Below are 22,367 nucleotides of genomic sequence, written 5' to 3' on the forward strand. Positions count from 1 at the left end.
GGCGTGGACGGGGCGAGGGCCGTCACGGTGCTGGTGGGCGGGGGTGCTGCCGTCGCGTCGTCGTCGGAGCCACCGAGTGCGACGACCGCGCCGATCGCCGCGGCGGCGATCACGACGACGGTCGCGACGGCGCCGAGGATGTACATCGTCCGGCGCTGTTTCGGATCCTGTTGCGCGGCTGCGCGTTCGCGCAGCGGTTGCAGCCATTCGTTCGCGGGAAACGCGGGGGCGGGGCGGTATTGGGGTTGCGGCTGTGCGGAGCGCACCAGATCGGCACCGGTCACCGGGCGTACCTCGGCGGCGGGCCCGCATACCTCTTGCACCGAGGACCGGATCGCTTCGAGTTGCGCGGGAGTCGAAACGCCCACTACTCGAACGATATCGACCTGTCGGCCATCCAGGAGTGTGCCGAGCAGCGACGACAGGGCGAGGGCGGCGCGCGGGTCGGCACCGAGGTCGGTGACCGCGAGATCCGGTTCGAATTCGCAGGATTCGAGCTGGGGACCGTGCAGGCCGGGTGTCACCGTGGACGCGGTGGTGGTGATCGCGCCGAATTCCAGGACCACGCTGCGCGCGGCGCGGGCGGCCGAGAGGTCGGTGGTTACCGAACGAATGGCCATTTCCTCGAATGCCACCTCGGCGGTGAAGCGGCGGACGGCGGCGTCGACCACCGAACGCCTGCGCTCGCCCCATTCGGTCGGGCAGACCACGGTGACACGTTCGGCGGGCGAGGCGACGCCGAGATTCTCGAAGACCGCGTCGACCACCGCGGCCATGGATTCGACGACGGTGGGCACGCGGGGCAGCAGCGCGATCCGCTCCGCGGGGACGAACTGGACGGCGGAGCTGACCTGGGTGGGAGGGGTCAGAGACTCCCCCACCACCAGATTTCCGTTGCTGCCCAGCACCACCGACGGCGGCACCTCCCAATGGGTGGCGGGGCCGACGGCCCAGACCCTGGTGTCGGTCATGACCAACTCGACGGTCGACATCACTCCGCCGCCGGCATCCAGGCGAGCTGGATCAGTTCCTGCGCGTTACGGGTGATGAAATGACCGCGGCCCGGCGGCAGCGGGCTCGGGCGCACGGTGCCCATCAGCACGCCCTCGTCCTTGTTGCAGCTCATGATCAGACCCGCGGAACCGAGATCCTTCATGCGCGCCATCGTGGCTTCGTACATTGCCCTGGCCGAACCGCCCGAACGCCGCGCGATGATCAGGTGGAAGCCGAGATCGCGGGCGTGCGGAAGGTGTTCCACCAGAACCGATGTCGGGTTGCCCATCGAGGTGGCGACCAGATCGTAGTCGTCGATGATGACGTAGAGCTCCGGACCGCTCCACCAGGATCGGTCGCGCAGTTGTTGCGGGGTGACGTCGGCGCCGGGGGTGCGCTGGCTGACGTAGGCGGCCAGATCGGCCATGTTCTGGGTGAACTGCGGCGCGGTCGAACCATATCCGGCGAGGTAACCGTCGGGGACGAGGCCGAGCATGGAGCGCCGGTAGTCGCCGAGGATGATCCTGGCCTGGTTCGGGGTGTTCGACGCCGCGATACCGTCGATGATCGAACGCAGCAGGGTGGTCTTACCGGATTCGGTATCGCCGATGATGATGAAATGCGGGCTCTCGTTGAAGTCGATGAAGACCGGGGCCAGTTCGGACTCGTTGATACCGAGCGGAATCCGCATGGTCTTGACGTTCGGATCGACCTGCGAGGGCCAGTTGCCCACGTGCTGGAGCAATTGTTCGCGGGGCAGTACTTCGGGCAGCATGCGGGCGGCGGGCGCGGCGTGGCCGGGGGTGAGGCGAGCGATGGTCGATACCGCTTCGGCGACGGCCTGACCCAGATTCGTCGGGTCGGAACTGCCGTCGATGCGCGGCAGGCCGGTGAGCATGTGCAGGCAGTCCGGTGTCATACCGCGGCCGGGGCGGCCCTGCGGAACCAGTGCCGCGAATTTGCGGCCCAGGTCGGAATCCATCGGATCACCGAGTCGCAACTCGATGCGGGTGGCGATCTGATCCTTCAGGGCGGGACGGGCCTCGGCCCAGCGGTTCAGCGCGATCACCACGTGCACGCCGTAGGAAAGACCCTGCACCGCGAGATTCATGATCGGCTGTTCGAGCGGCTCGAAATCCTGTCGGATCGAGCTGAATCCGTCGACCACCAGGAATACGTCGCCGAACGGATCGTCGTGTGTGCCCGCCGCCGCCGGACTGCTCGACGGGTCCGTGGACCGCAGCCGCCGGAACTCGGACATCGATTCGATGCCGAGCGCACGGAAACGTCCCTCGCGCTGACGCACGATGGTGGTCATCTCCGCGATCGTGCGGCGGACCTTGTCCTCGTCCAGGCGACTGGCGACCGAGCCGACGTGCGGCAGTCCCTCGAGGCTGCCGAGCGTGCCGCCACCGAAGTCCAGGCAGTAGAACTGCACCTGCTCGGCGGTGTGGGTCATGGCCATCGCCATAATCAGGGTGCGCAGCGCGGTCGACTTACCCGACTGCGGACCGCCGACCACCGCGATATTGCCGCGTGAGCCGGAAAGGTCGACCACGAGCGGATCGCGCCGCTGGTCGTAGGGACGGTCGACCAGGCCGATGGGCGCGCGCAGGGTCGCGGGCGAGGCGTATTCACCGGTGAGGACCGAACGCGGGATGAGCTGATCCAGGGTCGGCGCCTCGTCGAGAGGCGGCAGCCAGATCTCGTGTGCGGGACGGCCGTGCCCTCGGATACGGGAGACCAGCATGTTCAGGTTGGACATCTGGTCGCCGTCGTCGGAATGCTGATCGTCGGGTTCGTGAGCGGGTTCCTGCGGCAGCGGAATCCGGTCGACGGCGCGGAAATCGACGTGGTGGGCGGTGAAGGGCCTGGCCCTGACATCGATTTCGCCGCCGGCGATACCCGCGCTGGTGACCTCGCGCTGCGAGCCGCCGCCGACGTAGGGGCCGGAGACGTAGGACGCCTGGAAGCGCTGGATCTCACCGGAATCCGACTTGAGGTAACCGCCACCGGGGATACCGGGCAGGTTGTAGGCATCGGGCACACCGAGCACCTGGCGTGATTCGTTGGCGGAGAACGTCTTCAGACCGATGCGGTAGGAGAGGTGGCTCTCCAGACCTTTCAGCTTGCCTTCTTCGAGGCGCTGGGAGGCGAGCAGCAGGTGGACGTGCAGCGACCGGCCGAGGCGGCCGATCATGACGAACAACTCCGCGAAATCCGGGTGCTGGGTGAGCAGTTCGGAGAATTCGTCGAGTACGACGAACAGCGCGGGCAGCGGATCCAGATCCGCGCCCGCGGCGCGGGCCTTCTCGTATTCGGACACGTTGGCGAAATTGCCCGCTTGGCGCAGCACTTCCTGGCGGCGGTTCATCTCACCGGCCAGCGCGTCGCGCATACGGTCGACGAGATCGGCTTCCTCTTCGAGGTTGGTGATGACGGCGGCGACGTGTGGCACGCCGTCGAGACCGAGGAAGGTCGCGCCGCCCTTGAAGTCGACGAGGACGAGGTTGAGCTGATCCGGTGAGTGCGTGGCGAGCAGGCTCAGCACCAGGGTGCGCAGGAATTCCGATTTACCGGAACCGGTCGCGCCGATGCACAGACCGTGCGGGCCCATACCGCTCTCGGCGGCTTCCTTGATATCGAGTTCGACGGGCAGTCCGTCCGCGCCGACGCCGAAGGCCACCCGCAGCCGCTCCCGGCCGTAGCGGGGCCGCCACGCGTGCTCGGGGTTGAAGGTGCCGATATCGCCGAGGCTCATCAGCTGCGACCAGGTCGAGATCACCTCGCTGTCGTCGGTTTCGACGTCGCTGCTGCGCTGGGTGGCCGCGCGATACGGTGCGAGCCTGCGCGCCACCTGCTGGGCCTGCTGGCTGCTGATCCGGTCGATGAGCGCGAAACGCTCCTGATTGCCGGTGGCGCCGCGGCCGATGCACTCGCCGTTCTCGATGACCATCTTGATACCGCGCGACACCGCCAGGCGCGGCGCGTAGCCGCAGAGGTCGATGATGGTGACACCCTCGAAGCCGGATTCGCGCAGCTGATCGTCTTCGGCCTCGAGCAGGCCGCCGTCGACCACGATGACGATATGGACCAGATTGGCGTTCGCGGGCTGGTTACGGGAGTAGCGGACGCGATTGGCGAGCAACGGATGCAGGCTCGCCATCGCCTCGCGGATCGAGCCGAAGAACATGCGCTGGGAGCCGATCCCGTCCTGCGCGTCCGGATGCTGGGTGTGCGGAAGCCATTTGGTCCATTCCCATTCCCGCGCGGTGTCCGGCCCCGCCACCACGGCGACCAGGACCTGATCGGGCGCTTGGAACATGCATAGCTGCAACAACATCGCGCGTGTCATGTCGCGGGCCTCGACCCGGTCGCCGTCGAGGGCGATGGTCGCGAAACCCTTGACCGCGATAGCCGTCGGCAGATCCGGCACGGTGGAATGGGCGCGCACGAACCGGCGCAACGACACCGCGGCGATCGGCTCCAATTCCTCGACCGGGCCGGTCTCGGGGGCGACGAGCCTGGTAGCCAGACGCTGACCGCCGATGCCGATGCGGGCGTGGCAGAAATCCTTGTCCCCCGCGCGCCGCTCCCACATGCGGCTGGTACCGGCCAACATCCAGATCAGCGCCGGTTCCGGATGACTCCATTCCACCGAAGCGCGCTGCTGGGAGGCGGTTTCGTCGACATCCTTGCGGACCTGGTCCAAATAGCGCAGGTAGTCCTTGCGGTCCTCGTTCGCCTCAGCGGCCTTCGCGCCTTTCCCCCCGCCCTGGCCCGCGAACATGCCCACCATCGAGAACATCATCATGAGCGGGAACATCATGCTCATCGGGTTCGACGCGATACCACCGCCCTGGGTGAACATCAGGGCCATCATGCCGACCATGCCGATCACCATGACGACCGGCATCATCTTCGATAGGAGGTTTCCGGGTGTCACCCGGGGAATTTCGGGTGGCGGCTGTAATGTGACCTCACCACCGGGCGTACGGGGCATCTCCCGACGGGCACGGCGCTGGAACCGGACAGTACTCATCGGTCGAGAAATCCCCCTTTTGCATGCTGCAACTTCGGGCTCAGTGTAGAGGCCGCTGCCGACATGTCGTACAGTTCGTCCTGCATTCTGCTGTCAGGACGCCGGGGTTCGCAACCTCGCCGCCTCGGGCGCGCGTCAGCGGAAGTACGAGGTAGAACACGAAGTTGGGGGAAGTTTGACGCACGCGCGCCTTGACCACATCGACGAAGACTCCTCCCGTGGGATCGTCCGCGCGCCTGATCTGGCGCGGGTCACCATCCTGGCCAAACACACCCAGGTGGACATGGCCATCCCGGTCGACGTGCCGGTCGCGTTGGTCATCCCGAGCGTCGTCGACATGGTCGCTCAGCACAGCCGGACCAACGATTTCGACAACGAGGGCGAACGTTACGAGCCCGCCGAGTGGGTGCTGGCCAGGATCGGCCAACCACCGCTGTCCAATTCGCTGAGCCTCGGGGAACTCGGCGTACGCGACGGTGAACTGCTGATGTTGGAAAGCGCCTCGCATATCGCGCCGACACCGCTGTTCGACGACATCATGTACAACGTCGCGATCGCCGACGCCGACCACTACCGAAGCTGGACACCGAAAACCGCGCGGCTGACCGGTTCGGTGCTCGCCGCGATCACGATGATCATCGGCTGCCTCGGATTGCTGATGTCGCCGGACGAACTGCCGGTGTGGGTGAGCGGTTCGATCGCGCTCGGCGTCGGAATCCTGCTCGTCGTCGCGGGCATGGTGCTCAGCCGCATGTACGGCGACACCAGGACCGCCCTCGTCCTCGGCGGCTGCGCGCTACCCGCGGCCTTCTCGGCCGGAATGCTCTACGTCCCCGATGATTACGGCTGGGCACACCTGCTACTCGGTTCGGTGCTGCTCGGCGCGACCTCGATTCTCGCCTGGCGCGTCACCGGCGTCGGACTCGCGCTGTTCATCGGCGCCGCGACCCTGTCGGTGTACGCCGTTCCGGCGGCCATCGTCGGATTGCTCACCGATCAGCCGGTCAAGGCGATCGGCGCGGTCGCCGCGGCCATCGGCCTGGCCGGACTCTCGCTCTCGCCGCGGATCTCGATGCTGCTCGCGAAATTGCCCCTGCCTCCCGTGCCCTCCCCCGGCACCCCGATCGATCCGACCGAGGACGATCCCGACGATCACCGGGCACTGCCGACCATGGACGCGCTGCGGGTGAAATCCGAGCGGGCCAGGATGTACCTCGCCGGGCTGGTGTCGGCGACCACGCTGGTCACGGTGGTCGGCGCGCTCGCCGCCACCGACCCGGAATCGGGTGATCCGTACTGGCAGGGCATTTCGCTCGCGCTGGTCTGCGCCGCCGTGCTGATGTTCCGCAGCCGCACCTACGCGGGCGCGGAACAGGCTGTCGTACTGATCGCGGGCGGCGCGTCCATCGTGCTGCTCATGCTGGTCGGGGCCGGTTTCGAAATGGATATGCCACTCGGGGTGTTCGGGGTGGCCATGATCATCCTGATCGCGTCGCTGATCCTCGGCATCATCATCCCGAACCAGTCGGCGACACCGCCGATGCGTCGAGGCGTGGAGCTGCTCGAATACGCTTTCGTCGCCGCCGTGCTGCCGCTGGTGTTCTGGGTGGCATCGCTCTACTCCCTCGTCCGCGGACTATGAGTGCGGGCAACGAGCCGAAAGCGATGAGGATGAGCGAGGCGCTGTCGTGAAGGTGCCACTGCGAATCGTCGCGGTCGCTGTCACGCTCGGTCTGAGCGCGTCGCTCGGTCTCGGCGCCGGACACGGTGTCGCGCACGCCGAGCGCCCGCCTGCGGTGGATCCGGCGGTGCGCCCGCCCGGCGATCCCGCCGTGCCGCCCGAGAAGACCGAACGTCCGGCGAATTCCAATTGCGCGGATATCGTCACCGGCGGAAGCGGTTCGACGATCCCCACCGCGCAGCGCTCACTGGATCTGGAGCGTGCCTGGAAGTTCTCCCAGGGCGAGGGCCAGGTCGTCGCGGTGATCGACACCGGCGTGGCACGACACCCGCGACTGCCCGACCTGGACGCGGCCGGTGACTACGTCGCTCAGGTCGGTGACGGCACCGAGGACTGCGACGGTCACGGCACCTTCGTCGCCGGACTGATCGCCGCGTCCCGGATCGACGGCCAGGGTTTCGCCGGCGTCGCTCCTTCGGCGCGGATCATGACCATCCGCCAGACCAGCAAGATGTATCAGAAGGAAGGCGCGAGCCGGAACAAGTCGCCCGAGGACCTGCCCGAAGGCTACGGAAACCTGGGCACCATGGCTTCGGCCATCGTGCGGGCGGTCGATCGGGGCGCCACCGTGATCAACATCTCCGAGGTCTGGTGCGGCTCGGAGAACAACGTCGACGGAAAAATCGGTGCGGCACTTCAATACGCCGTCGAGAAGGACGTCGTCGTCGTGGCGGCGGCGGGCAACACCGATACGTGCAAAACCGAGAACACGGTATTCGACCCGCTCGACCCGACCGCGGACCCGTGGAGCAAGACCACGATGAACGTCGTCCCGGCGCGCTGGGACGACTACGTCCTGTCCGTCGGCTCGATCGACGCGAACGGGGCGCCGTCGAAATTCACCGTGCCGGGTCCGTGGCTCAGTGTCGCCGCCCCCGGCGAGAACATGGTCTCGCTCGATCCGCGCGGCAGCAGTACCGCCGTCGGCGCGCTCAACCAGCGCGGTGAGCAGGGACCGATCTCGGGAACAAGTTTCGCGACGCCGATCGTCTCCGGCGTGGTCGCGCTGGTCCGCGCGCGTTTCCCCGAACTCAGCGCCCGCGAGGTGATGAGACGGGTCCAGGCCACGGCACACGCGCCCGCCGAGGGCTGGAACAAATACATCGGCTACGGGGCGGTCGATCCGATCGCCGCGCTGACCGACGAGGTGACGGGACCGCTCCCGCCCAAGACCCCGACTCCACCCAAGAGCAGGCAACTGGCGGTCCCCGCCGCGCCGCCGCCCCCCGATAATCGGGCGCGCGATGTCGCGCTCATCGGCACCGGGATCATCGCGGGCACACTGCTTCTGGGCTACCTGGCGTCCTTCCCGATCCGGCGCCGCTTCGGGATCCGTGGCGACGATATGTGACCACGTCATGTGACGGCAGCGCGGCCGGGCTGCCGCCGGGCGTCGGCAACCGGTAGCCTCAGCGGACCGACCTGCGGTGATGCCGATATCGCAGCCGAAACGACACAGGTAAACCCATGGCCGAAACACCGCCCGCGCTCACCCGTCGAGAAATCTGGGAACGGACGACCGGCATCCCCATGATGGTCCTGGCCGTCGTATTCCTCGGCGTCTACGCCTGGCAGGTACTCGATACCGGGGCCTCACCCCGGCTCGACGCCTGGCTCACCCGGGTCGACTTCGCGATCTGGGCGGCGTTCGCGCTGGATTTCGCGGTGCGGCTCTGGCTGTCGGGGAACAGGTGGCGATTCCTGCGCACCCATCCCGTCGATCTGCTGATCGTGGTGCTGCCGCCGTTCCGTCCGCTGCGGCTGTTGCGCGCGGCCATGCTCGTGATCGGCACCCTGAACCGCAACACCACGACCAGGGCAAGGCTGGCGGTATTCGTCGGCGTGAGTTCGGTGCTCGTGCTGTTGCTGTGCAGCCTGGCGTTCTTCGACGCCGAATACGGCGCCACCGACAGCAAGATCCACAATTTCGGTGACGCGCTGTGGTGGTCGATGGTGTCGGTGACCACGGTCGGCTACGGCGATGTGTATCCGGTGACGACCGAAGGCCGTTTGATCTCGCTGATCCTGATGACCTTCGGCATCGGCCTGATCAGTTTCGCGATCGGCACCACCACCAGCTGGGTGATGGACCAGCTGAAGAACGTCGAAGCCAATGTCGAGAGCACCGATCGCGAGATCACCGTCCTCGTCACCGAGATCAGGGCGCTGCGCGACGAAGTCGCCGCGCTGCGCACCGCGCGCGAGTCGGTCGCGGCGACCGAGTGACGGCCCTAGTTGCTGGCTTTCCCGACGGTCTGTTTCGCCGGTGACGGGTCGGGGGACACGCCGTCGTGGGCGACCATCGCCTCTTCACGTCCCAGGGTCGGCCCCGACGCCAGCAGACCGACGATCGGCCACGGCGCGGGTTCGGGCTTCACACCGGATCCGGTATCGAGTCCGAGCGCCTTCTGCGAATCCTCGTTCTTGATGCCGTAGCGAACGCCGGTGTCGGCGATGTAGAACATGCTGTCCTTGCGACGGCTGTCCGGCTCGATGCCGGTGGTCTGCACGAAGGCCCCGGTGCCCGGCGGGATGTACACCGAATCGGCGTTCGGTCCCGAACCGTCGGACTGGGCCAGCGGCACCAGTTTCGCGCTGTCCGGAATCGGCAGGGTGACACCGGTGATCACCGAAAGCTCGGCCCACCTGCCGCCGTCCTTGTTGTCGGCCGCGGCGGGAATCGGCTTCCAGGACATGCAGCTGACCGGCTGGTCCTTCACCTCGACGATGCCGGGCGCGCGCTTGGGATAGTCCTCGACCTTGAGCGCGTGCGAGACATCGGCATTGGTGCGATCCGACTGGCTGATACGCGGGTCGTCGGACAGCGTGGGATTGGAATTGCGGATGATGTCGGCGGTCAGCTTCGACACTTCCTGGAAGCCGTCGCCGAGCACGACGTAGTACTTGTCCGGTTCCGAAGGCACCTGGACCACGTCGGCGATGCGGTGATTGTTGGCCTGGTAGGTCACCGTGCCGCCGGGATTGTCGATCTTCGGCGAGATGATCGGCAGCACTTCGGGAACGGTGTTGATGAATCCCTCGGCGACCGGGCGCGGGGTGGCTCCGGTGATGCCGAGCGCGTCGGTGACCGCGCGGACGTTCATGTCCACGCGCGCCCGCTTACCGTCGAATACCAGGTAGACGGTGTCCTTGGCCTTGACGAGCAGCGCCTGATCGGCGCCGAGGACGGAGGCCTTGTCGCCCAACTGCGGGTCTCCCGCGAGTACCGAGGTGGTGAGATCCTTGCTGCCGTCGACCTTCAGCACATCGCAGACCGTCCAGGCCCGGCCGCTGCCGTCCTTGTCGTAGCGCAGCGCAGCGGGCGCGCCCGGAATGCCGATCAGCTGACCGCGAGGTTTCTTGCCGAGTTCGGATTCCTTGACGATGACGGCTTTTCCGGATTCACCCGAGGCAAGCCGGGCCGAGGCCAGGTTCAGCGCCGGATGCACCACGTCGTCGATGACCACGTAGACGCCGCCGGACTCCTTGCCGATCAGCAGGGTGTTGGAACCGATCTTGTCCTGGGGGCGAAGCAGCGCGAGAATGCCGCAACCGGCCAGTACGACGAGTCCGAGCACCAATCCCACGGCGTACGCGCGGGTCTGCGATCGCATCGGGTCGTGCAGCATACGAACGTCCCGGCGGACCAGGGCGTGTTCCATCCGGCGGACCAGGAAGCGATAGCCGCTGACCTGCCAGCGCGTAGTAGGTTTGGACGGCATCTTCTCTCCCCCGGACAGTGCTCACCTTCGCCGAACACAGTACAGTTCGCGGGGACTGTTGTTCAGCTCGGCCGGTAGGAAGCGGTCGATACCGGGTACTTGGGGGACGATCATGGCCGAAGCAGCCGGAGCAGGGCCGCGCCCGCTCCTTGGTCGCATCTCACTACAGAATCTGCTGGTAGCACAGGTGATCGGACTCTGCGCCGGTCTGATCGCGCTGCTGGCCGGACTCGACAAGTGGCCCGCCCTCGGCGTCGCGATCGCCCTCATGCTGCTCCCGCTGATCCCGATAGCCAAACGCACCGTGCTGGATTGGATCGCCACCTGGTGGCGCTATCTGACCAAGCGCGACTACGAGATCGGCGACACCGTCGATTTCCGCGGCCCCGACGACCGCTCGCTCGGCCTGTACTGGGACGGCAGCCGCGTCGTCACCGTCGTCGAGGTGCTGCCGCCGCGCGGCGGACTCACCAGGATCTCCAGCAGCACCGTGCACGCGTCGCATCTGCTTCCGCTGCCCGAACTCGCGAAATGCCTGAACCAGCACGACATTCTGCTCAGCGGTATCGACATCATCAGTCACGGACACCGCAGCCGTTCCGGCACACCGGCGGGCACGATCTACGAATCCCTGCTCGGTCCGCTGCCCGCCACCGCTCATCGCGCGGTCTGGCTCGCCATCAGCTTCGACACCATCGCCTGTCCGGAAGCGGCGGCCCGGCGCGGCGGCGGCAGCGAAGGCGCCTCGCGCGCGGTCACGATCGCGACGCAGCGGATCATGCGGGCGCTGGAGGACGCCGATTGCAGCGCGCGCATCCTGACCGCCCCCGAAATCCGCAAGGCCGTCCTCCAGATCACCGCGGGCTACGACCCGCGCGCGCTGACCCACCGCTGGCGCTACGCCGAGATCGGCAACGCGGTCAATATCGGCAGCGCTGTCGATCCCAAACGGCTCGGTTCCGATCTGCTCGCCCAATTGTGGGTCGCGCCTTCGCGCGGCACGACGGTCGCGGTGCGACTACGGCCGGGCAACTCCGCCGAATCGGTGAGTATCGGCGCCGCCTGGCGTCTCACCGCCAGGGAACTGCCTGACCGCGGCAAGCTCGCGGGCATGGTCTCGATGGCGGGACGGCATCGCGACGGGCTGCTCGCCCATCTGCCGCTGGCGGCCCCCGGTGTCGACGACACCGTGCCGATGATCGAATATCCGATCGATGTGCTTTCCGCGCTGCATCTTCCGTCGTCGGGCTGCGGACAGTTGATCGGGTCGGACGAGGAGAATCAGGGCGTCGCGGTCCGGATCGTCGGCACCGGTATCTCCACCGTGTACGTCGCGGGCGAGCTGTATCTGGCCCAGCAGTTGGTCTTCCGCGCGCTCGCGGTCGGCGAACGAATCCTGATCCGTACCGATCGCGCACGCGCCTGGGACAACCTGGTGCAGACCATCGGCAACCCGGAGCGGTTGACCATCGCGGTCGAAACCCACCAGTCCGACGCGGGTTTCACCGCGACGGTGGTGGACGGGGTGCTCGCGCCCGCGCCGCACGCGGGTGTCACGACCATCTACGTGACGGGCGATCCGATGGGCTGGCCCGCGACGCGCCCCGATCTGTCGATCCACCAGCCGGGAGCGATCGGCAACCACGTGGTGCTGCGCACCGGGACGGCGCAGGTCGATCTGACGCTGGTCTCCATCCCGCGCGAGGCCACCTACATCGGACAGCCGCGCGGTCGACGGGTCATGCAACCTCAGTGATTTCCGCCCCGCGCGGAAGGCCGACCGGTCAGCCCGGATATGGGTCAGCGGCTCGCGCCGTTCGCAAAGTGCTTGCCCACCAGGCCAATTGACGCAGCATGCGAGCCGACGCGTCGACCGCCGCACCGTCGCGGGTCTCACCGGCGGCGTCGAAGGCGCGCTTGGCCTGGTGGAAACTCACCGTCTCGCGGACCGACACCATGTGGATCTCGGCCACCACCTGACGTAACTGCTCCACCGCGCGCAACCCGCCCGACAGCCCGCCGTAGGACACGAATCCGATGGGCTTGGCACGCCATTCGTGTTTCGCGGTGTCGAACGCGGTCTTGAGCGAGGCCGGATATCCGTGGTTGTACTCCGAGGTGATCGCGACGAAGGCGTCCGCCGCCGCCAGCCTGGCCCGGAAGGCTTCGACCCGCGGTGATTCGGTGAGATCCACCGGGAGCGGGGTGTCGATCAGGTCGATGACACCGGTGTCGAAGGCGGAATCCGCACGCACGGTCCGCAGGAACCACTCGGCGACGACCGGGGCGAAACGTTCCGGTCGCACACTGGCGACGATGACTTCGAGCCGTAGCGGAGTGGTCATATCGCGAGCCTAGTCCCGGGTATCGACGACGAAGCGATCATCGCGCCGACGTCCACAGGCCGAGAGTGTTACTCACCGCACCCTCGGCGGTCGGGCGGGGCGCCGAAGGACCAGCGCGGAGTTTCGTCGGGAGCGACCCGGCGCGCGATCTAGGACTCGACGGATTTCACGGTGGAAGTGGTGAATTCGGCCAAGCCGGGAACCGGGGCGATGTTCGCGGTGAAATCGATGGCGCGTTTCGCGCGTTCGGGATCACCGACGAAATGCCGGATGTCGGCGAGACGATATTGGCCGGTGACGACGGGCGCCTGTCCACCGCAGGCCCGCGACATTGTCGAGGCGACCTGATAGAGGGTGACCGGGTGCCCGGAGGCGATGTTCAGGGGGACGAATCCGGGCAGGGCGCGTTCCACGGCGGCGACGGTGGCAGCCGCGGCGTCGTCGACGTGCAGGAAATCCCTGACTTGGCCGCCGTCTTCGAACACGCGCGGAGCACGGCCCGCCGACAGCCCGTCGCGGAAGAGCGCGGGCACACCGAAATGCGCTCCCGGACCGTAGATCTGGTGATAACGCAGGACCGTGACCGCGTTGCCGGTGGCGAAACCCCAGGACAGCGCGTAGTTCTCCTGCGCGGCCTTACTCGCCGCGCAGAATCCACGTGGACGCGACGGCGCGTCCTCACCGACGGGATCCCAGGTCAGAACCTCGCCGGTGCGCGGTGCGCGATGGTCGAACATCCCCCGGTCCAGGTCGGCGCGCAGCCGCACCCCCGGCGAGAACGAACCGCCGTGCACCATGCGGTAGCGGCCCTCGCCGTAGACGTCGACAGAGGACGCCAGCACCAATCGCTTGACCCCGGCGCGGCTCATGGCCGCGAGCAGCACGGCGGTACCGAGATCGTTGTGAGCCGCGAATTCGGCGGGGTTCAGGCCGGATTCGACGAGTCCGCCCGTCTCGGGCGCGCCCGTCATGCCGGTGACCGCCGCCAGATGACAGACCACGTCGACGCCGCGAGCGAGCGTCTCCACGGCCGCGGCGTCACGGATGTCGACGCGCGAGACGCCCTCCGGCGGCGTCGCGTCCTTGCCGTGCACGGCGGGATGCATCACATCGATCGCGACGACTTCGTGATCCGCCGCCGCCAGGGCGCGCCGCACGTGCGATCCGAGAAATCCGGCCGCACCGGTCACCAGCACTTTCATATCACTATCCCTGTTCGGCTACCGCATCGAGTTCGCGGCGAGCGAACCCGCCGGACTCACCTCTCACGGTAATTCGAACGGCAGCGATACTCCCGCATGAACACGGCAGCGGTCGCAGGTGTCGGTCCCGGTCACCGCGGAGACCGAACGGCGAATCAGTTCCTTGAACGGCCCGAGGTTGCGTGTGAACTCGGCGAACACGTCGACCGCGTGCACACCCGAACCCTCTTCGAGTCCCGCGTCCAGATCGGTCACCAGAGCGACGGCGGCGTAGCACATCTCCAGTTCGCGGGCGAGAACGGCTTCCGGATGCCCGGTCATGTTCACCAGATCCCAGCCCTGCCCGGCGAACCAGCGACTCTCGGCGCGGGTCGAGAAACGCGGACCCTGCACGACGACCATCGTGCCGCCCGCTTTCAGCGGCAGCTGCTCGATCTCGGATTTGATCGCCGCGGAACGCAATTCGTCGCAGTACGGATCGGCGAAGGACACATGGACGCCGCCACCGTCGAAATAGGTCTGCGGACGGCCGGAGGTCCGGTCGACGAGTTGATCGGGCACACCCACGGTGCCCGGCCCCCAGTCGGCGCGCAGACTGCCGACCGCGCACGGCGCGAAGATCCGCCGCACCCCCAGCGAGCGCAGCGCCCACATATTGGCCAGGTAGGGCAGGGTATGCGGCGCGTATTCGTGCCGCCTGCCGTGGCGCGGCAGGAATGCCACCGCCCTGCCCTCGACCTCGCCGATCGCGATGGGCGCGCTCGGTGTGCCGTACGGGGTGTCGACCTCGACGTCGGTCGCGTCGTCGTCGAAGAAGTCGTAGAAGCCACTGCCGCCGATGACGGCGATCGCGGGCCGGGGAAGCGAACTCATGACTGCGTATTCTCCCGATCGCCGAACCGGCCGACGAAACCGGTACCCGATCCGCGCACCCGCCACCCCGGTGACGACCCCGATCACGCGATGATGGGACACGCCCACCTGACAACCCGTTCGAACAAATGTACCCTAGGGGGGTATCAGCTATCGGCGATACCCGGCAGGCAGCGAGGAGAGATTTCGGTGACATCCCCCGAGACGAGCACCACCCAGGATCAGCCCTGCCACGACGAGCACGCGCCGCACGGCTACATCACCGCCAAAGACGACTACCTCAAGCGGCTTCGCCGCATCGAAGGCCAGGCGCGGGGCCTGCAACGGATGGTCGAGGAAGAGAAGTACTGCATCGATATCCTCACCCAGGTCTCCGCCATGACCAAGGCGTTGCAGGCGGTGGCGATGGGGCTGCTCGAAGACCACATCAGTCATTGCGTGGTGGACGCCGCGGTCGCGGGCGGTCCGGAAGCCGAGGCGAAGATCAAAGAGGCCACCGACGCCATCGCCCGGCTGGTGCGCTCCTGAGCGGTGTCCGTGACGCCCGCGGAGCGGCTACCGACCTTCGGAGACCACGTCAGCGCCCCAACGGCAGGATCGCCGCCAGCGTGCGCAGCGCGTCCACGTAGTCCTCGTTCAAGGCCTGGATCGCGACGTGATCGGCGCCCGCGTCCAGATGCGCGACGAGCCCGGCGGCGACCTCGGCCGGTTTGCCGTGCACCGCGAGGACGTCGATCAGGTGATCGCTGCCCGGTTTGGTCACATCTTCCTCGGAGAAACCGAGACGACGCAGATTGCTGACATAGTTCACCAGCCCCAGGTACATCGGCACCATCTTCCTGGCCACCGCGCGCGCCCGCTCCGCGTCCTCGTCGAGGACCACTTTCTGTTCGGCGACGAGCAGCGGATCAGCGCCGAGCGTCTCGCGGGCGATCCTGGTGTGCTCCGGCGGGGCGAGATAGGGCAGCGCGCCCGCGGTCCGGTCACGCGCCAGCCGCAGCACACGCGGTCCGAGCGCGGCCAGCGCCCTGCCCTCCTTCGGCACACCGGCCGCGTCGAGTTCGTCCAGGTAGGCCACGAGCGCGTCGTAGGGTTTCACGGCTTCGGTTCCGTTGGACTCCGGGTGACCGACACCGATGCCGAGCAGGAAACGTCCGGGAAAGCGCTGCTCGATCCGGTGATAGGACTCGGCGACGGCATCGGCCCGTACCGCCCAGATATTCACGATGCTGGTGCCGATGGTCAGCGATTCGGTCGCCTCGAGCAGCGATTCGACCACCGGCAGATCCGCCGGAGGCGAACCACCGAGCCACAACGCGCCGAACCCCAGTTCTTCGAGCTCCCGCGCCGCTTGCGGGGTGAAATTCCGGTAGTAACGCCACACACCGAATTTCCCGAGATCAACTTTGGTCATGCCGGAGGCAACCCGGGCCGGTGCCGCATCTATTCCGACGACGGCCGATCAGCTGCCGCAGCATCCCGCGTCGCCGGTGGGGACCGTTCGCATTTCCCGCGTCTCGGCATTGCGGGCCGCGAGGTCGGCGTCGGCCGGGTAGTCGACGGCGATCAGGCTGAGCCCGTGGGCCGGGGCGACGGTGACCGAACTGGAGCGCTCGGTCTCCTTCAGCAGTGCGCCGACCCATTCCGGGGTGCGCCGTCCCTCCCCCGCCGCCAGCACCGCGCCGACGAGACTGCGGACCATCGACCAGCAGAAGGCGTCCGCGCTGACCCGAGCGATGAGCAGATCGCCGTCGCGCTCCCAGTCGAAACGCTGTAATTCGCGCACCGTGGTCGCGCCCTCGCGCCTGCGGCAGAAAGCGGCGAAATTGTGCAGGCCGAGAAGTTTCTCCGACGCCGCGCGCATGGCCGCGAGATCGACGGTGCTCCGACACGGGACGACCCCGCGCGCCGACAGCGGGTCGGCACCGTAGGGGGCCGTGGTGAGGCGGTAGGCGTAATGCCTGCGAACGGCGGAGAAACGGGCGTCGAATGCGGGCGGGGCGACGCGCGCGTTCTTGATGCGCACATCCTTGGGCAGGAATTTGGCCATTCGGTGCACGAGGGCGGGCCCGTCGAAGGTCGCGGCGGTGTCGAAATGGGCGACCTGACCTTCGGCGTGGACCCCGGCGTCGGTGCGGCCCGCGACGGTGAGCTGGACCGGCTCGCGGTACACCTTGCTCAGGGACTCTTCCAGCACGCCCTGCACGGTGCGCAGCCCCGGCTGTTTGGCCCAGCCGATGAAATCCGTTCCGTCGTAGGCGATATCGAGCCGGATACGGGAGACCGCGGGTTCGGGCGCCGCGACGGTGTCCGCGTCGGCGGCCGTCCTCACCGAATCCGACGTATCGGTCGGAACCATCGAATCCTCCACGCTGTCGGCTCGTCCGTCGACGAGAGTCGTTTCGTGCGAAACACAAGGCCGGAAAGAGAGCGAGCCCGCCGACCCGAAACGGGTGGCGGGCTCGTTCTGAAACTCCGACCGGCGTCGAGCGTCCGGATCACTCCCGCGTACGCGAAGAACGATCTCAGGCGTCGGGATCATCCCCGCACAGGCGAGGAATCGACGTCAGTCTGTCTTCTTGTCCTCGGCGGCCTCGTCGGCAGCCGGGGCCTCGACCTCGGCGGTCTCGGCGACGACCTCGTCGGCGACAGTCTCCTCGGCAGCCGGGGCGGCCTCGGTCTTCTGCGACGCGGCAACGCGACGGGCGCGGTCGGCCTCGTTGGTCACGGTCTTCTCCCGGACCAGCTCGATGACCGCCATCGGCGCGTTGTCACCCTTGCGGGGCAGCGTCTTGGTGATGCGGGTGTAGCCGCCCTCACGGCCCTCGAACGAGGGGCCGATCGAGGCGAAGAGCTCGTGCACCACATCTTTGTTGCGGATGACCTTGAGCACCTCGCGACGGTCGGCGAGGGTGCCGGCCTTCGCCTTGGTGACAAGCTTCTCGGCGTAGGGGCGCAGCGCCTTGGCCTTGGACTCGGTGGTCTGGATTCGGCCGTGCTCGAAGAGCGCCGTCGCCAGATTGGCGAAGATCGCCTTCTGGTGCGACGACGACCCGCCGAAGCGAGCACCCTTCTTGGGCTTGGGCATGAGTTGTTCTCCTTGTGTGAGGCCGAACCGGGGCGCCTACCCCAGTGGCCTAAAGCTGTTCGGTCTCGGCGTAGTCCTGCTCGCCACCGTCGGTGTCGGTGAACGTGCCGCTGTCGCTCCACGTTCCGGTGCTCGCGTCGTAACCCACCACGGAGGACGGGTCGAACGACGCCGGGCTGTCCTTGAGCGAGAGGCCGAGCGCGTGCAGCTTGACCTTGACCTCGTCGATGGACTTCTGGCCGAAGTTACGGATGTCGAGCAGATCCGACTCGGTGCGGGCGACGAGCTCGCCCACCGTGTGCACACCCTCGCGCTTGAGGCAGTTGTAGGAACGGACGGTGAGGTCCAGATCCTCGATCGGCAGACCGAACGAGGCGATGTGATCCGCCTCGGCCGGCGAGGGGCCGATCTCGATACCTTCGGCTTCGACGTTCAGTTCGCGGGCCAGGCCGAAGAGTTCGACCAGGGTCTTGCCCGCCGAGGCGAGCGCGTCCCGCGCGCTGATGGAGTTCTTGGTCTCCACGTCGAGGATGAGACGGTCGAAGTCGGTGCGCTGCTCGACACGGGTGGCCTCGACCTTGTAGGTCACCTTGAGCACCGGGGAGTAGATCGAATCCACCGGAATCCGGCCGATTTCCGCGCCGGACGCCTTGTTCTGCACCGCCGGGACGTAACCGCGACCGCGCTCGACGACGAGCTCGATCTCCAGCTTGCCCTTGTCGTTCAGGGTGGCGATATGCATATCCGGGTTGTGCACGACAACACCCGCGGGCGGCACGATGTCACCGGCGGTGACGGTGCCGGGGCCCTGCTTGCGCACGTACATCGTGACCGGCTCGTCCTCTTCCGAGGACACGACCAGACCCTTGAGGTTCAGGATGATGTCGGTGACATCTTCCTTCACACCGGGGACGGTGGTGAACTCGTGCAGAACGCCGTCGATACGAATGCTCGTGACCGCGGCCCCCGGAATCGAGGACAGCAGGGTACGCCGAAGCGAGTTGCCGAGCGTGTAACCGAAGCCGGGCTCGAGAGGTTCGATGGTGAACTTCGAACGGTTCTCGGCGACGACCTCTTCGGTCAACGTCGGACGCTGGGAAATCAGCATGTGGATCATCCTCCTGTACGGGCGCCCACTATTTGACGCCCACGTTGTGGGATTTTCCCTCCCCTCCACCAGGGTGGCGGGGAGGGACAGCAGCGCGAAAGCTGTTTACTTCGAGTAGTACTCGACGATCAGCTGTTCCTGCAGCGGCACATCGATCTGGGCGCGCTCGGGGACCTGGTGCACCAGGATCCGCAGACGACCGGGGATCACCTGGAGCCAACCCGGAACCGGGCGGTCGCCGACGGTCTCGCGGGCCACCTGGAACGGCAGCGTGCCGAGCGACTTCTCCTTGACATCGATGATGTCGTACTGGGTCACCTGGAAGCTGGGGACGTTCACGCTGCGGTTGTTCACCGTGAAGTGACCGTGGCTGACCAGCTGACGCGCCTGACGACGGGTACGGGCCAGACCGGAGCGGTACACGACGTTGTCGAGACGGGTCTCGAGCAGACGGAGCAGGTTGTCACCGGTCTTGCCCTTGAGGCGGTTGGCCTCTTCGTAGTACCGGCGGAACTGCTTCTCCATGACGCCGTAGGAGAAGCGAGCCTTCTGCTTCTCCTGCAGCTGGAGCAGGTACTCGCTCTCCTTGATCCGCGCGCGGCCGTGCTGGCCGGGCGGGTAGGGGCGACGCTCGAACGCCTGGTCGCCTCCGACGAGGTCGACACGCAGACGACGCGATTTGCGGGTGATGGGGCCTGTATAACGAGCCATTTTTCGCTATTCCTTTCCCGCTAGACGCGACGCCGCTTGGGCGGACGGCAGCCGTTGTGCGGCTGCGGGGTGACATCGGAGATCGTGCCCACCTCGAGGCCCGCGGCCTGCAGCGAACGGATCGCGGTCTCGCGGCCCGAACCCGGGCCCTTCACGAAGACGTCGACCTTCTTGACACCGTTCTCCTGCGCCTTGCGGGCAGCGTTCTCGGCGGCGAGCTGCGCGGCGAACGGGGTCGACTTGCGCGAACCCTTGAAGCCGACGTGGCCCGAGGACGCCCACGAGATGACGTTGCCGCTCGGGTCGGTGATCGACACGATCGTGTTGTTGAACGTGCTCTTGATATGCGCGTGGCCGTGCGGGACGTTCTTCTTTTCCCTGCGACGCGACTTCTGGGTCTTCTTGGGGCCGGAAGCCCTGCTCTTCGGAGGCATGCGCTATCCCTACTTCTTCTTGCCTGCGACGGTGCGCTTCGGGCCCTTGCGGGTGCGCGCATTGGTCTTGGTCCGCTGGCCGCGAACGGGCAGGCCACGACGGTGACGCAGGCCCTGGTAGCAGCCGATCTCGATCTTGCGACGGATGTCGGCCTGCACCTCGCGGCGCAGGTCACCCTCGACCTTGAGAGACGAACGCTCGATGTAGTCACGCAGCTGCGTGACCTGCTCGTCGCTGAGATCCTTGGAACGCAGATCCGGGCTGATGCCGGTAGCGTCCAGGATCTCCTTCGACCGGGTGCGGCCGATGCCGAAAATGTAGGTCAGCGCGATCTCCATGCGCTTTTCGCGCGGGAGATCTACGCCCATGAGACGTGCCATGGTGGCAGTTCCTTAATGTTGCGGAGGTCTGCTCCCTGTCCGTTCCCCTCGTCTTGGCGGGGCACCGGCCTCCGTACCGGTGGTTGGCACGCACGCCTCGGGGGTGAACCCGAATAACCGCAGCGTGCGGCTGGAGCTGGGAGTTCTTCTTGCCAATCCGAACTGCGTTCGGTGCTCGGCTAGGTGACCGGCCGGGGTTTCCCCCGGCGGGGATCAGCCCTGGCGCTGCTTGTGACGCAGGTTGTCGCAGATCACCATGACCCGACCGTGACGGCGGATCACCTTGCACTTCTCGCAGATCTTCTTGACGCTCGGCTGAACCTTCACGTCCGTCCAATCTTCTTGTGGTTCACACGGGTGTGAACACAGTTTTTCCCCAGCCGACGACTGGGGAAGTCTGTGGTGACGGACTCGCGCCCGTCGATTCGATCGCGCCGGAGCGCGGTCACTTGTACCGGTAGACGATCCGGCCGCGGGACAGGTCGTAGGGCGACAGCTCGACGACCACCCGGTCCTCGGGAAGGATACGAATGTAGTGCTGCCGCATCTTTCCGCTGATGTGCGCGAGAACCTTGTGTCCGTTCTCGAGCTCGATCCGGAACATCGCATTGGGCAGCGGCTCGACAACTCGACCCTCGACCTCGATGGCCCCGTCTTTCTTCGCCATGTCCTCCGCGATCCCGGTTCACCGAACGGCAGCGCCGCTCGAACCTGGTTTGATTGCCTGGGTGTCTGTTCCCATGGATCCGTGTCACCGAGCAATTCGGAACCGATTTGCCGATAACGGGGCATGCGAACAGGTGGGCGCATAGGTGCACCGCCGCTCCAGCTTACCGGTACGCTGCGTATCCGGCAAAAACGGCCCCGGCCGGGCGCGCGGGAATTCGCCGTCGGCGATCACGGGGCGGGGCATTTCGAGCCTGCGCGCGGGGTCCGGACGTTCCGGGCGGACCGGGCTCTCCTGGACACATGGGACCGACGGCGGTCGCGTAAACTCACCCCCGTCGAGATCCGGTCGAACAGATCCCAGGGGGATGTCGTGAGCCAGCGCAGTGGGCCGTCCGTGCACGCAGCGCCGTCGACAACGGACAGACCGCGCGGCACCGCGTTTCCCGGCCGACTCCGGACTGCCGGGTCCGCGTCCCCGCGGCGCGTAAACACCGCGCGGGCGGGTACATTCGTGACCGAAAGCGGTGCGCCCGTCGCGGGCGCCCGGCCGGAACGCGGGTACGGATCGAATCTACAGCGGGGTGGCGTGTGAGTCGTAACGACGACGGCCTGCCGATGCTGCCGCCGTGGCTCTCCGAAAGCGATGTCGGCGGCTATGAGGCCCCCGTGCAGAACCTCCCGACCGAGGATGTCATCGATGACGGTCCGCGCCGTCGACGCGGACGATCGGCCGCCCCGGACGGCGGACGCCAGGATCCCAACGCGACACCGGGCCGCAAGGACAAGAAGCGCCGGTTCTTCGGTGGCCGCGACAGGGACGAACGATCCGGGTACGACGAACAGGATCCCGCCGAGGAAGAGGGCCGCACCGGCCCCGATACCCGGCAGCGGGACGGCGGTTCGTGGTCCCAGGAACCACCCGCGCAACCCGATCCGCGCACCGGCGAGCAGTCGCGTCCCGGTGATCCCCGGCTCGAACAGCCGCGCCCTCCGTCGCCGCAGTACGCCCCCGACCCCGCGTACCAGCCACGGCCGGAACCGCCGACCGGTTACGGCGG

At 67.1% G+C, this 22,367-nt stretch carries 19 protein-coding genes and 2 pseudogenes; 6 read left to right on the forward strand and 15 right to left on the reverse strand.

Annotated features, from left to right (window positions below):
* Together JZ792_RS35875 and eccCa are read right to left on the reverse strand one after the other, a co-directional pair.
* Positions 1–992, reverse strand: a pseudogene (locus JZ792_RS35875) (hypothetical protein); the annotation flags it as partial.
* Complete coding sequence (eccCa, locus tag JZ792_RS35880) at positions 992–5,035, reverse strand: type VII secretion protein EccCa (protein ID WP_216917353.1); 4,044 nt, start codon at positions 5,033–5,035, stop codon at positions 992–994. The gene eccCa and the pseudogene JZ792_RS35875, both read right to left, overlap by 1 nt.
* Before the next feature lie 175 nt (positions 5,036–5,210).
* Here eccCa and eccD point away from each other — a divergent pair, with 175 nt between their 5' ends.
* The 3 genes from eccD (at position 5,211) to JZ792_RS35895 (ending at position 9,002) form a co-directional block, all read left to right on the forward strand.
* Entirely contained in the window at positions 5,211–6,677 is a 1,467-nt protein-coding gene (eccD, locus tag JZ792_RS35885) for a type VII secretion integral membrane protein EccD (protein ID WP_216917354.1), read from the forward strand.
* A 46-nt stretch (positions 6,678–6,723) separates the two neighbouring features.
* Positions 6,724–8,127 (forward strand): type VII secretion-associated serine protease mycosin, encoded by a 1,404-nt coding sequence (mycP, locus tag JZ792_RS35890; RefSeq protein ID WP_308165591.1) that lies wholly within the window; start codon positions 6,724–6,726, stop codon positions 8,125–8,127.
* A gap of 116 nt (positions 8,128–8,243) precedes the next feature.
* On the forward strand, positions 8,244–9,002 hold the full coding sequence (locus JZ792_RS35895; RefSeq protein WP_216917355.1) for a potassium channel family protein: 759 nt from the start codon (positions 8,244–8,246) through the stop codon (positions 9,000–9,002).
* A gap of 5 nt (positions 9,003–9,007) precedes the next feature.
* Here JZ792_RS35895 and eccB read toward each other — a convergent pair whose 3' ends face one another.
* Positions 9,008–10,498: a type VII secretion protein EccB gene (eccB, locus tag JZ792_RS35900; protein ID WP_216917356.1), complete on the reverse strand. Its 1,491-nt coding sequence runs from the start codon at positions 10,496–10,498 to the stop codon at positions 9,008–9,010.
* Positions 10,499–10,610: 112 nt separating this feature from the next.
* Here eccB and eccE point away from each other — a divergent pair, with 112 nt between their 5' ends.
* Entirely contained in the window at positions 10,611–12,254 is a 1,644-nt protein-coding gene (eccE, locus tag JZ792_RS35905) for a type VII secretion protein EccE (RefSeq protein ID WP_216917357.1), read from the forward strand.
* A gap of 28 nt (positions 12,255–12,282) precedes the next feature.
* Here the strand turns inward: eccE and JZ792_RS35910 are convergent, their stop codons facing one another.
* From JZ792_RS35910 to JZ792_RS35920, 3 genes are all read right to left on the reverse strand, one after another.
* Positions 12,283–12,843 (reverse strand): NADPH-dependent FMN reductase, encoded by a 561-nt coding sequence (locus tag JZ792_RS35910; RefSeq protein ID WP_216917358.1) that lies wholly within the window; start codon positions 12,841–12,843, stop codon positions 12,283–12,285.
* Positions 12,844–12,992: 149 nt separating this feature from the next.
* Complete coding sequence (locus JZ792_RS35915) at positions 12,993–14,045, reverse strand: NAD-dependent epimerase/dehydratase family protein (RefSeq protein WP_216917359.1); 1,053 nt, start codon at positions 14,043–14,045, stop codon at positions 12,993–12,995.
* Between the two features lie 63 nt (positions 14,046–14,108).
* A complete protein-coding gene (locus JZ792_RS35920) occupies positions 14,109–14,918 on the reverse strand; it encodes an S-methyl-5'-thioadenosine phosphorylase (protein WP_216917360.1) in 810 nt (269 codons plus the stop codon).
* A gap of 189 nt (positions 14,919–15,107) precedes the next feature.
* On the opposite strand from JZ792_RS35920, the gene JZ792_RS35925 reads away from it, so the two are divergent.
* Complete coding sequence (locus tag JZ792_RS35925; protein ID WP_109525463.1) at positions 15,108–15,446, forward strand: metal-sensitive transcriptional regulator; 339 nt, start codon at positions 15,108–15,110, stop codon at positions 15,444–15,446.
* A 49-nt stretch (positions 15,447–15,495) separates the two neighbouring features.
* Here the strand turns inward: JZ792_RS35925 and JZ792_RS35930 are convergent, their stop codons facing one another.
* The 9 genes from JZ792_RS35930 to infA all read right to left on the reverse strand — a co-directional run bounded on the left by JZ792_RS35930 (position 15,496) and on the right by infA (position 21,307).
* Positions 15,496–16,332: an LLM class F420-dependent oxidoreductase gene (locus tag JZ792_RS35930; protein ID WP_216917361.1), complete on the reverse strand. Its 837-nt coding sequence runs from the start codon at positions 16,330–16,332 to the stop codon at positions 15,496–15,498.
* 48 nt (positions 16,333–16,380) lie between these two features.
* Positions 16,381–17,193: a tRNA pseudouridine(38-40) synthase TruA gene (gene truA, locus JZ792_RS35935; RefSeq protein ID WP_308165592.1), complete on the reverse strand. Its 813-nt coding sequence runs from the start codon at positions 17,191–17,193 to the stop codon at positions 16,381–16,383.
* A 291-nt stretch (positions 17,194–17,484) separates the two neighbouring features.
* Entirely contained in the window at positions 17,485–18,006 is a 522-nt protein-coding gene (rplQ, locus tag JZ792_RS35940) for a 50S ribosomal protein L17 (protein WP_216917363.1), read from the reverse strand.
* A gap of 49 nt (positions 18,007–18,055) precedes the next feature.
* Positions 18,056–19,114 carry a DNA-directed RNA polymerase subunit alpha gene (locus JZ792_RS35945; RefSeq protein WP_109525665.1) on the reverse strand — a complete coding sequence of 353 codons (1,059 nt, stop codon included), beginning with the start codon at positions 19,112–19,114 and terminating at the stop codon, positions 18,056–18,058.
* A gap of 105 nt (positions 19,115–19,219) precedes the next feature.
* Positions 19,220–19,825, reverse strand: coding sequence for a 30S ribosomal protein S4 (gene rpsD, locus JZ792_RS35950; protein WP_216917364.1), 606 nt, complete (start codon positions 19,823–19,825; stop codon positions 19,220–19,222).
* A 20-nt stretch (positions 19,826–19,845) separates the two neighbouring features.
* Entirely contained in the window at positions 19,846–20,259 is a 414-nt protein-coding gene (gene rpsK, locus JZ792_RS35955) for a 30S ribosomal protein S11 (RefSeq protein WP_014349147.1), read from the reverse strand.
* A 9-nt stretch (positions 20,260–20,268) separates the two neighbouring features.
* On the reverse strand, positions 20,269–20,640 hold the full coding sequence (gene rpsM, locus JZ792_RS35960) for a 30S ribosomal protein S13 (protein WP_109525459.1): 372 nt from the start codon (positions 20,638–20,640) through the stop codon (positions 20,269–20,271).
* A 213-nt stretch (positions 20,641–20,853) separates the two neighbouring features.
* A complete protein-coding gene (rpmJ, locus tag JZ792_RS35965; protein WP_011207363.1) occupies positions 20,854–20,967 on the reverse strand; it encodes a 50S ribosomal protein L36 in 114 nt (37 codons plus the stop codon).
* 118 nt (positions 20,968–21,085) lie between these two features.
* Entirely contained in the window at positions 21,086–21,307 is a 222-nt protein-coding gene (gene infA, locus JZ792_RS35970) for a translation initiation factor IF-1 (protein ID WP_003418601.1), read from the reverse strand.
* A 590-nt stretch (positions 21,308–21,897) separates the two neighbouring features.
* Here infA and JZ792_RS35975 point away from each other — a divergent pair.
* A pseudogene (locus JZ792_RS35975) lies at positions 21,898–22,367 on the forward strand (hypothetical protein); the annotation flags it as partial.

This window comes from Nocardia noduli (assembly GCF_019038455.1).
Taxonomy (GTDB): Bacteria; Actinomycetota; Actinomycetes; order Mycobacteriales; family Mycobacteriaceae; genus Nocardia; species Nocardia noduli.

Bases quoted from the DNA above. Each gene is read 5' to 3' on its own strand.
- rplQ (WP_216917363.1), bottom strand. From the start codon at position 18,006: ATGCCCAAGCCCAAGAAGGGTGCTCGCTTCGGCGGGTCGTCGTCGCAC.
- rpsK (WP_014349147.1), bottom strand. From the start codon at position 20,259: ATGCCTCCGAAGAGCAGGGCTTCCGGCCCCAAGAAGACCCAGAAGTCG.
- JZ792_RS35930 (WP_216917361.1), bottom strand. From the start codon at position 16,332: ATGACCAAAGTTGATCTCGGGAAATTCGGTGTGTGGCGTTACTACCGG.
- rpsD (WP_216917364.1), bottom strand. From the start codon at position 19,825: ATGGCTCGTTATACAGGCCCCATCACCCGCAAATCGCGTCGTCTGCGT.
- JZ792_RS35910 (WP_216917358.1), bottom strand. From the start codon at position 12,843: ATGACCACTCCGCTACGGCTCGAAGTCATCGTCGCCAGTGTGCGACCG.
- infA (WP_003418601.1), bottom strand. From the start codon at position 21,307: ATGGCGAAGAAAGACGGGGCCATCGAGGTCGAGGGTCGAGTTGTCGAG.
- JZ792_RS35915 (WP_216917359.1), bottom strand. From the start codon at position 14,045: ATGAAAGTGCTGGTGACCGGTGCGGCCGGATTTCTCGGATCGCACGTG.
- rpsM (WP_109525459.1), bottom strand. From the start codon at position 20,640: ATGGCACGTCTCATGGGCGTAGATCTCCCGCGCGAAAAGCGCATGGAG.
- JZ792_RS35895 (WP_216917355.1), top strand. From the start codon at position 8,244: ATGGCCGAAACACCGCCCGCGCTCACCCGTCGAGAAATCTGGGAACGG.
- JZ792_RS35920 (WP_216917360.1), bottom strand. From the start codon at position 14,918: ATGAGTTCGCTTCCCCGGCCCGCGATCGCCGTCATCGGCGGCAGTGGC.
- eccE (WP_216917357.1), top strand. From the start codon at position 10,611: ATGGCCGAAGCAGCCGGAGCAGGGCCGCGCCCGCTCCTTGGTCGCATC.
- eccCa (WP_216917353.1), bottom strand. From the start codon at position 5,035: ATGAGTACTGTCCGGTTCCAGCGCCGTGCCCGTCGGGAGATGCCCCGT.
- eccB (WP_216917356.1), bottom strand. From the start codon at position 10,498: ATGCCGTCCAAACCTACTACGCGCTGGCAGGTCAGCGGCTATCGCTTC.
- JZ792_RS35945 (WP_109525665.1), bottom strand. From the start codon at position 19,114: ATGCTGATTTCCCAGCGTCCGACGTTGACCGAAGAGGTCGTCGCCGAG.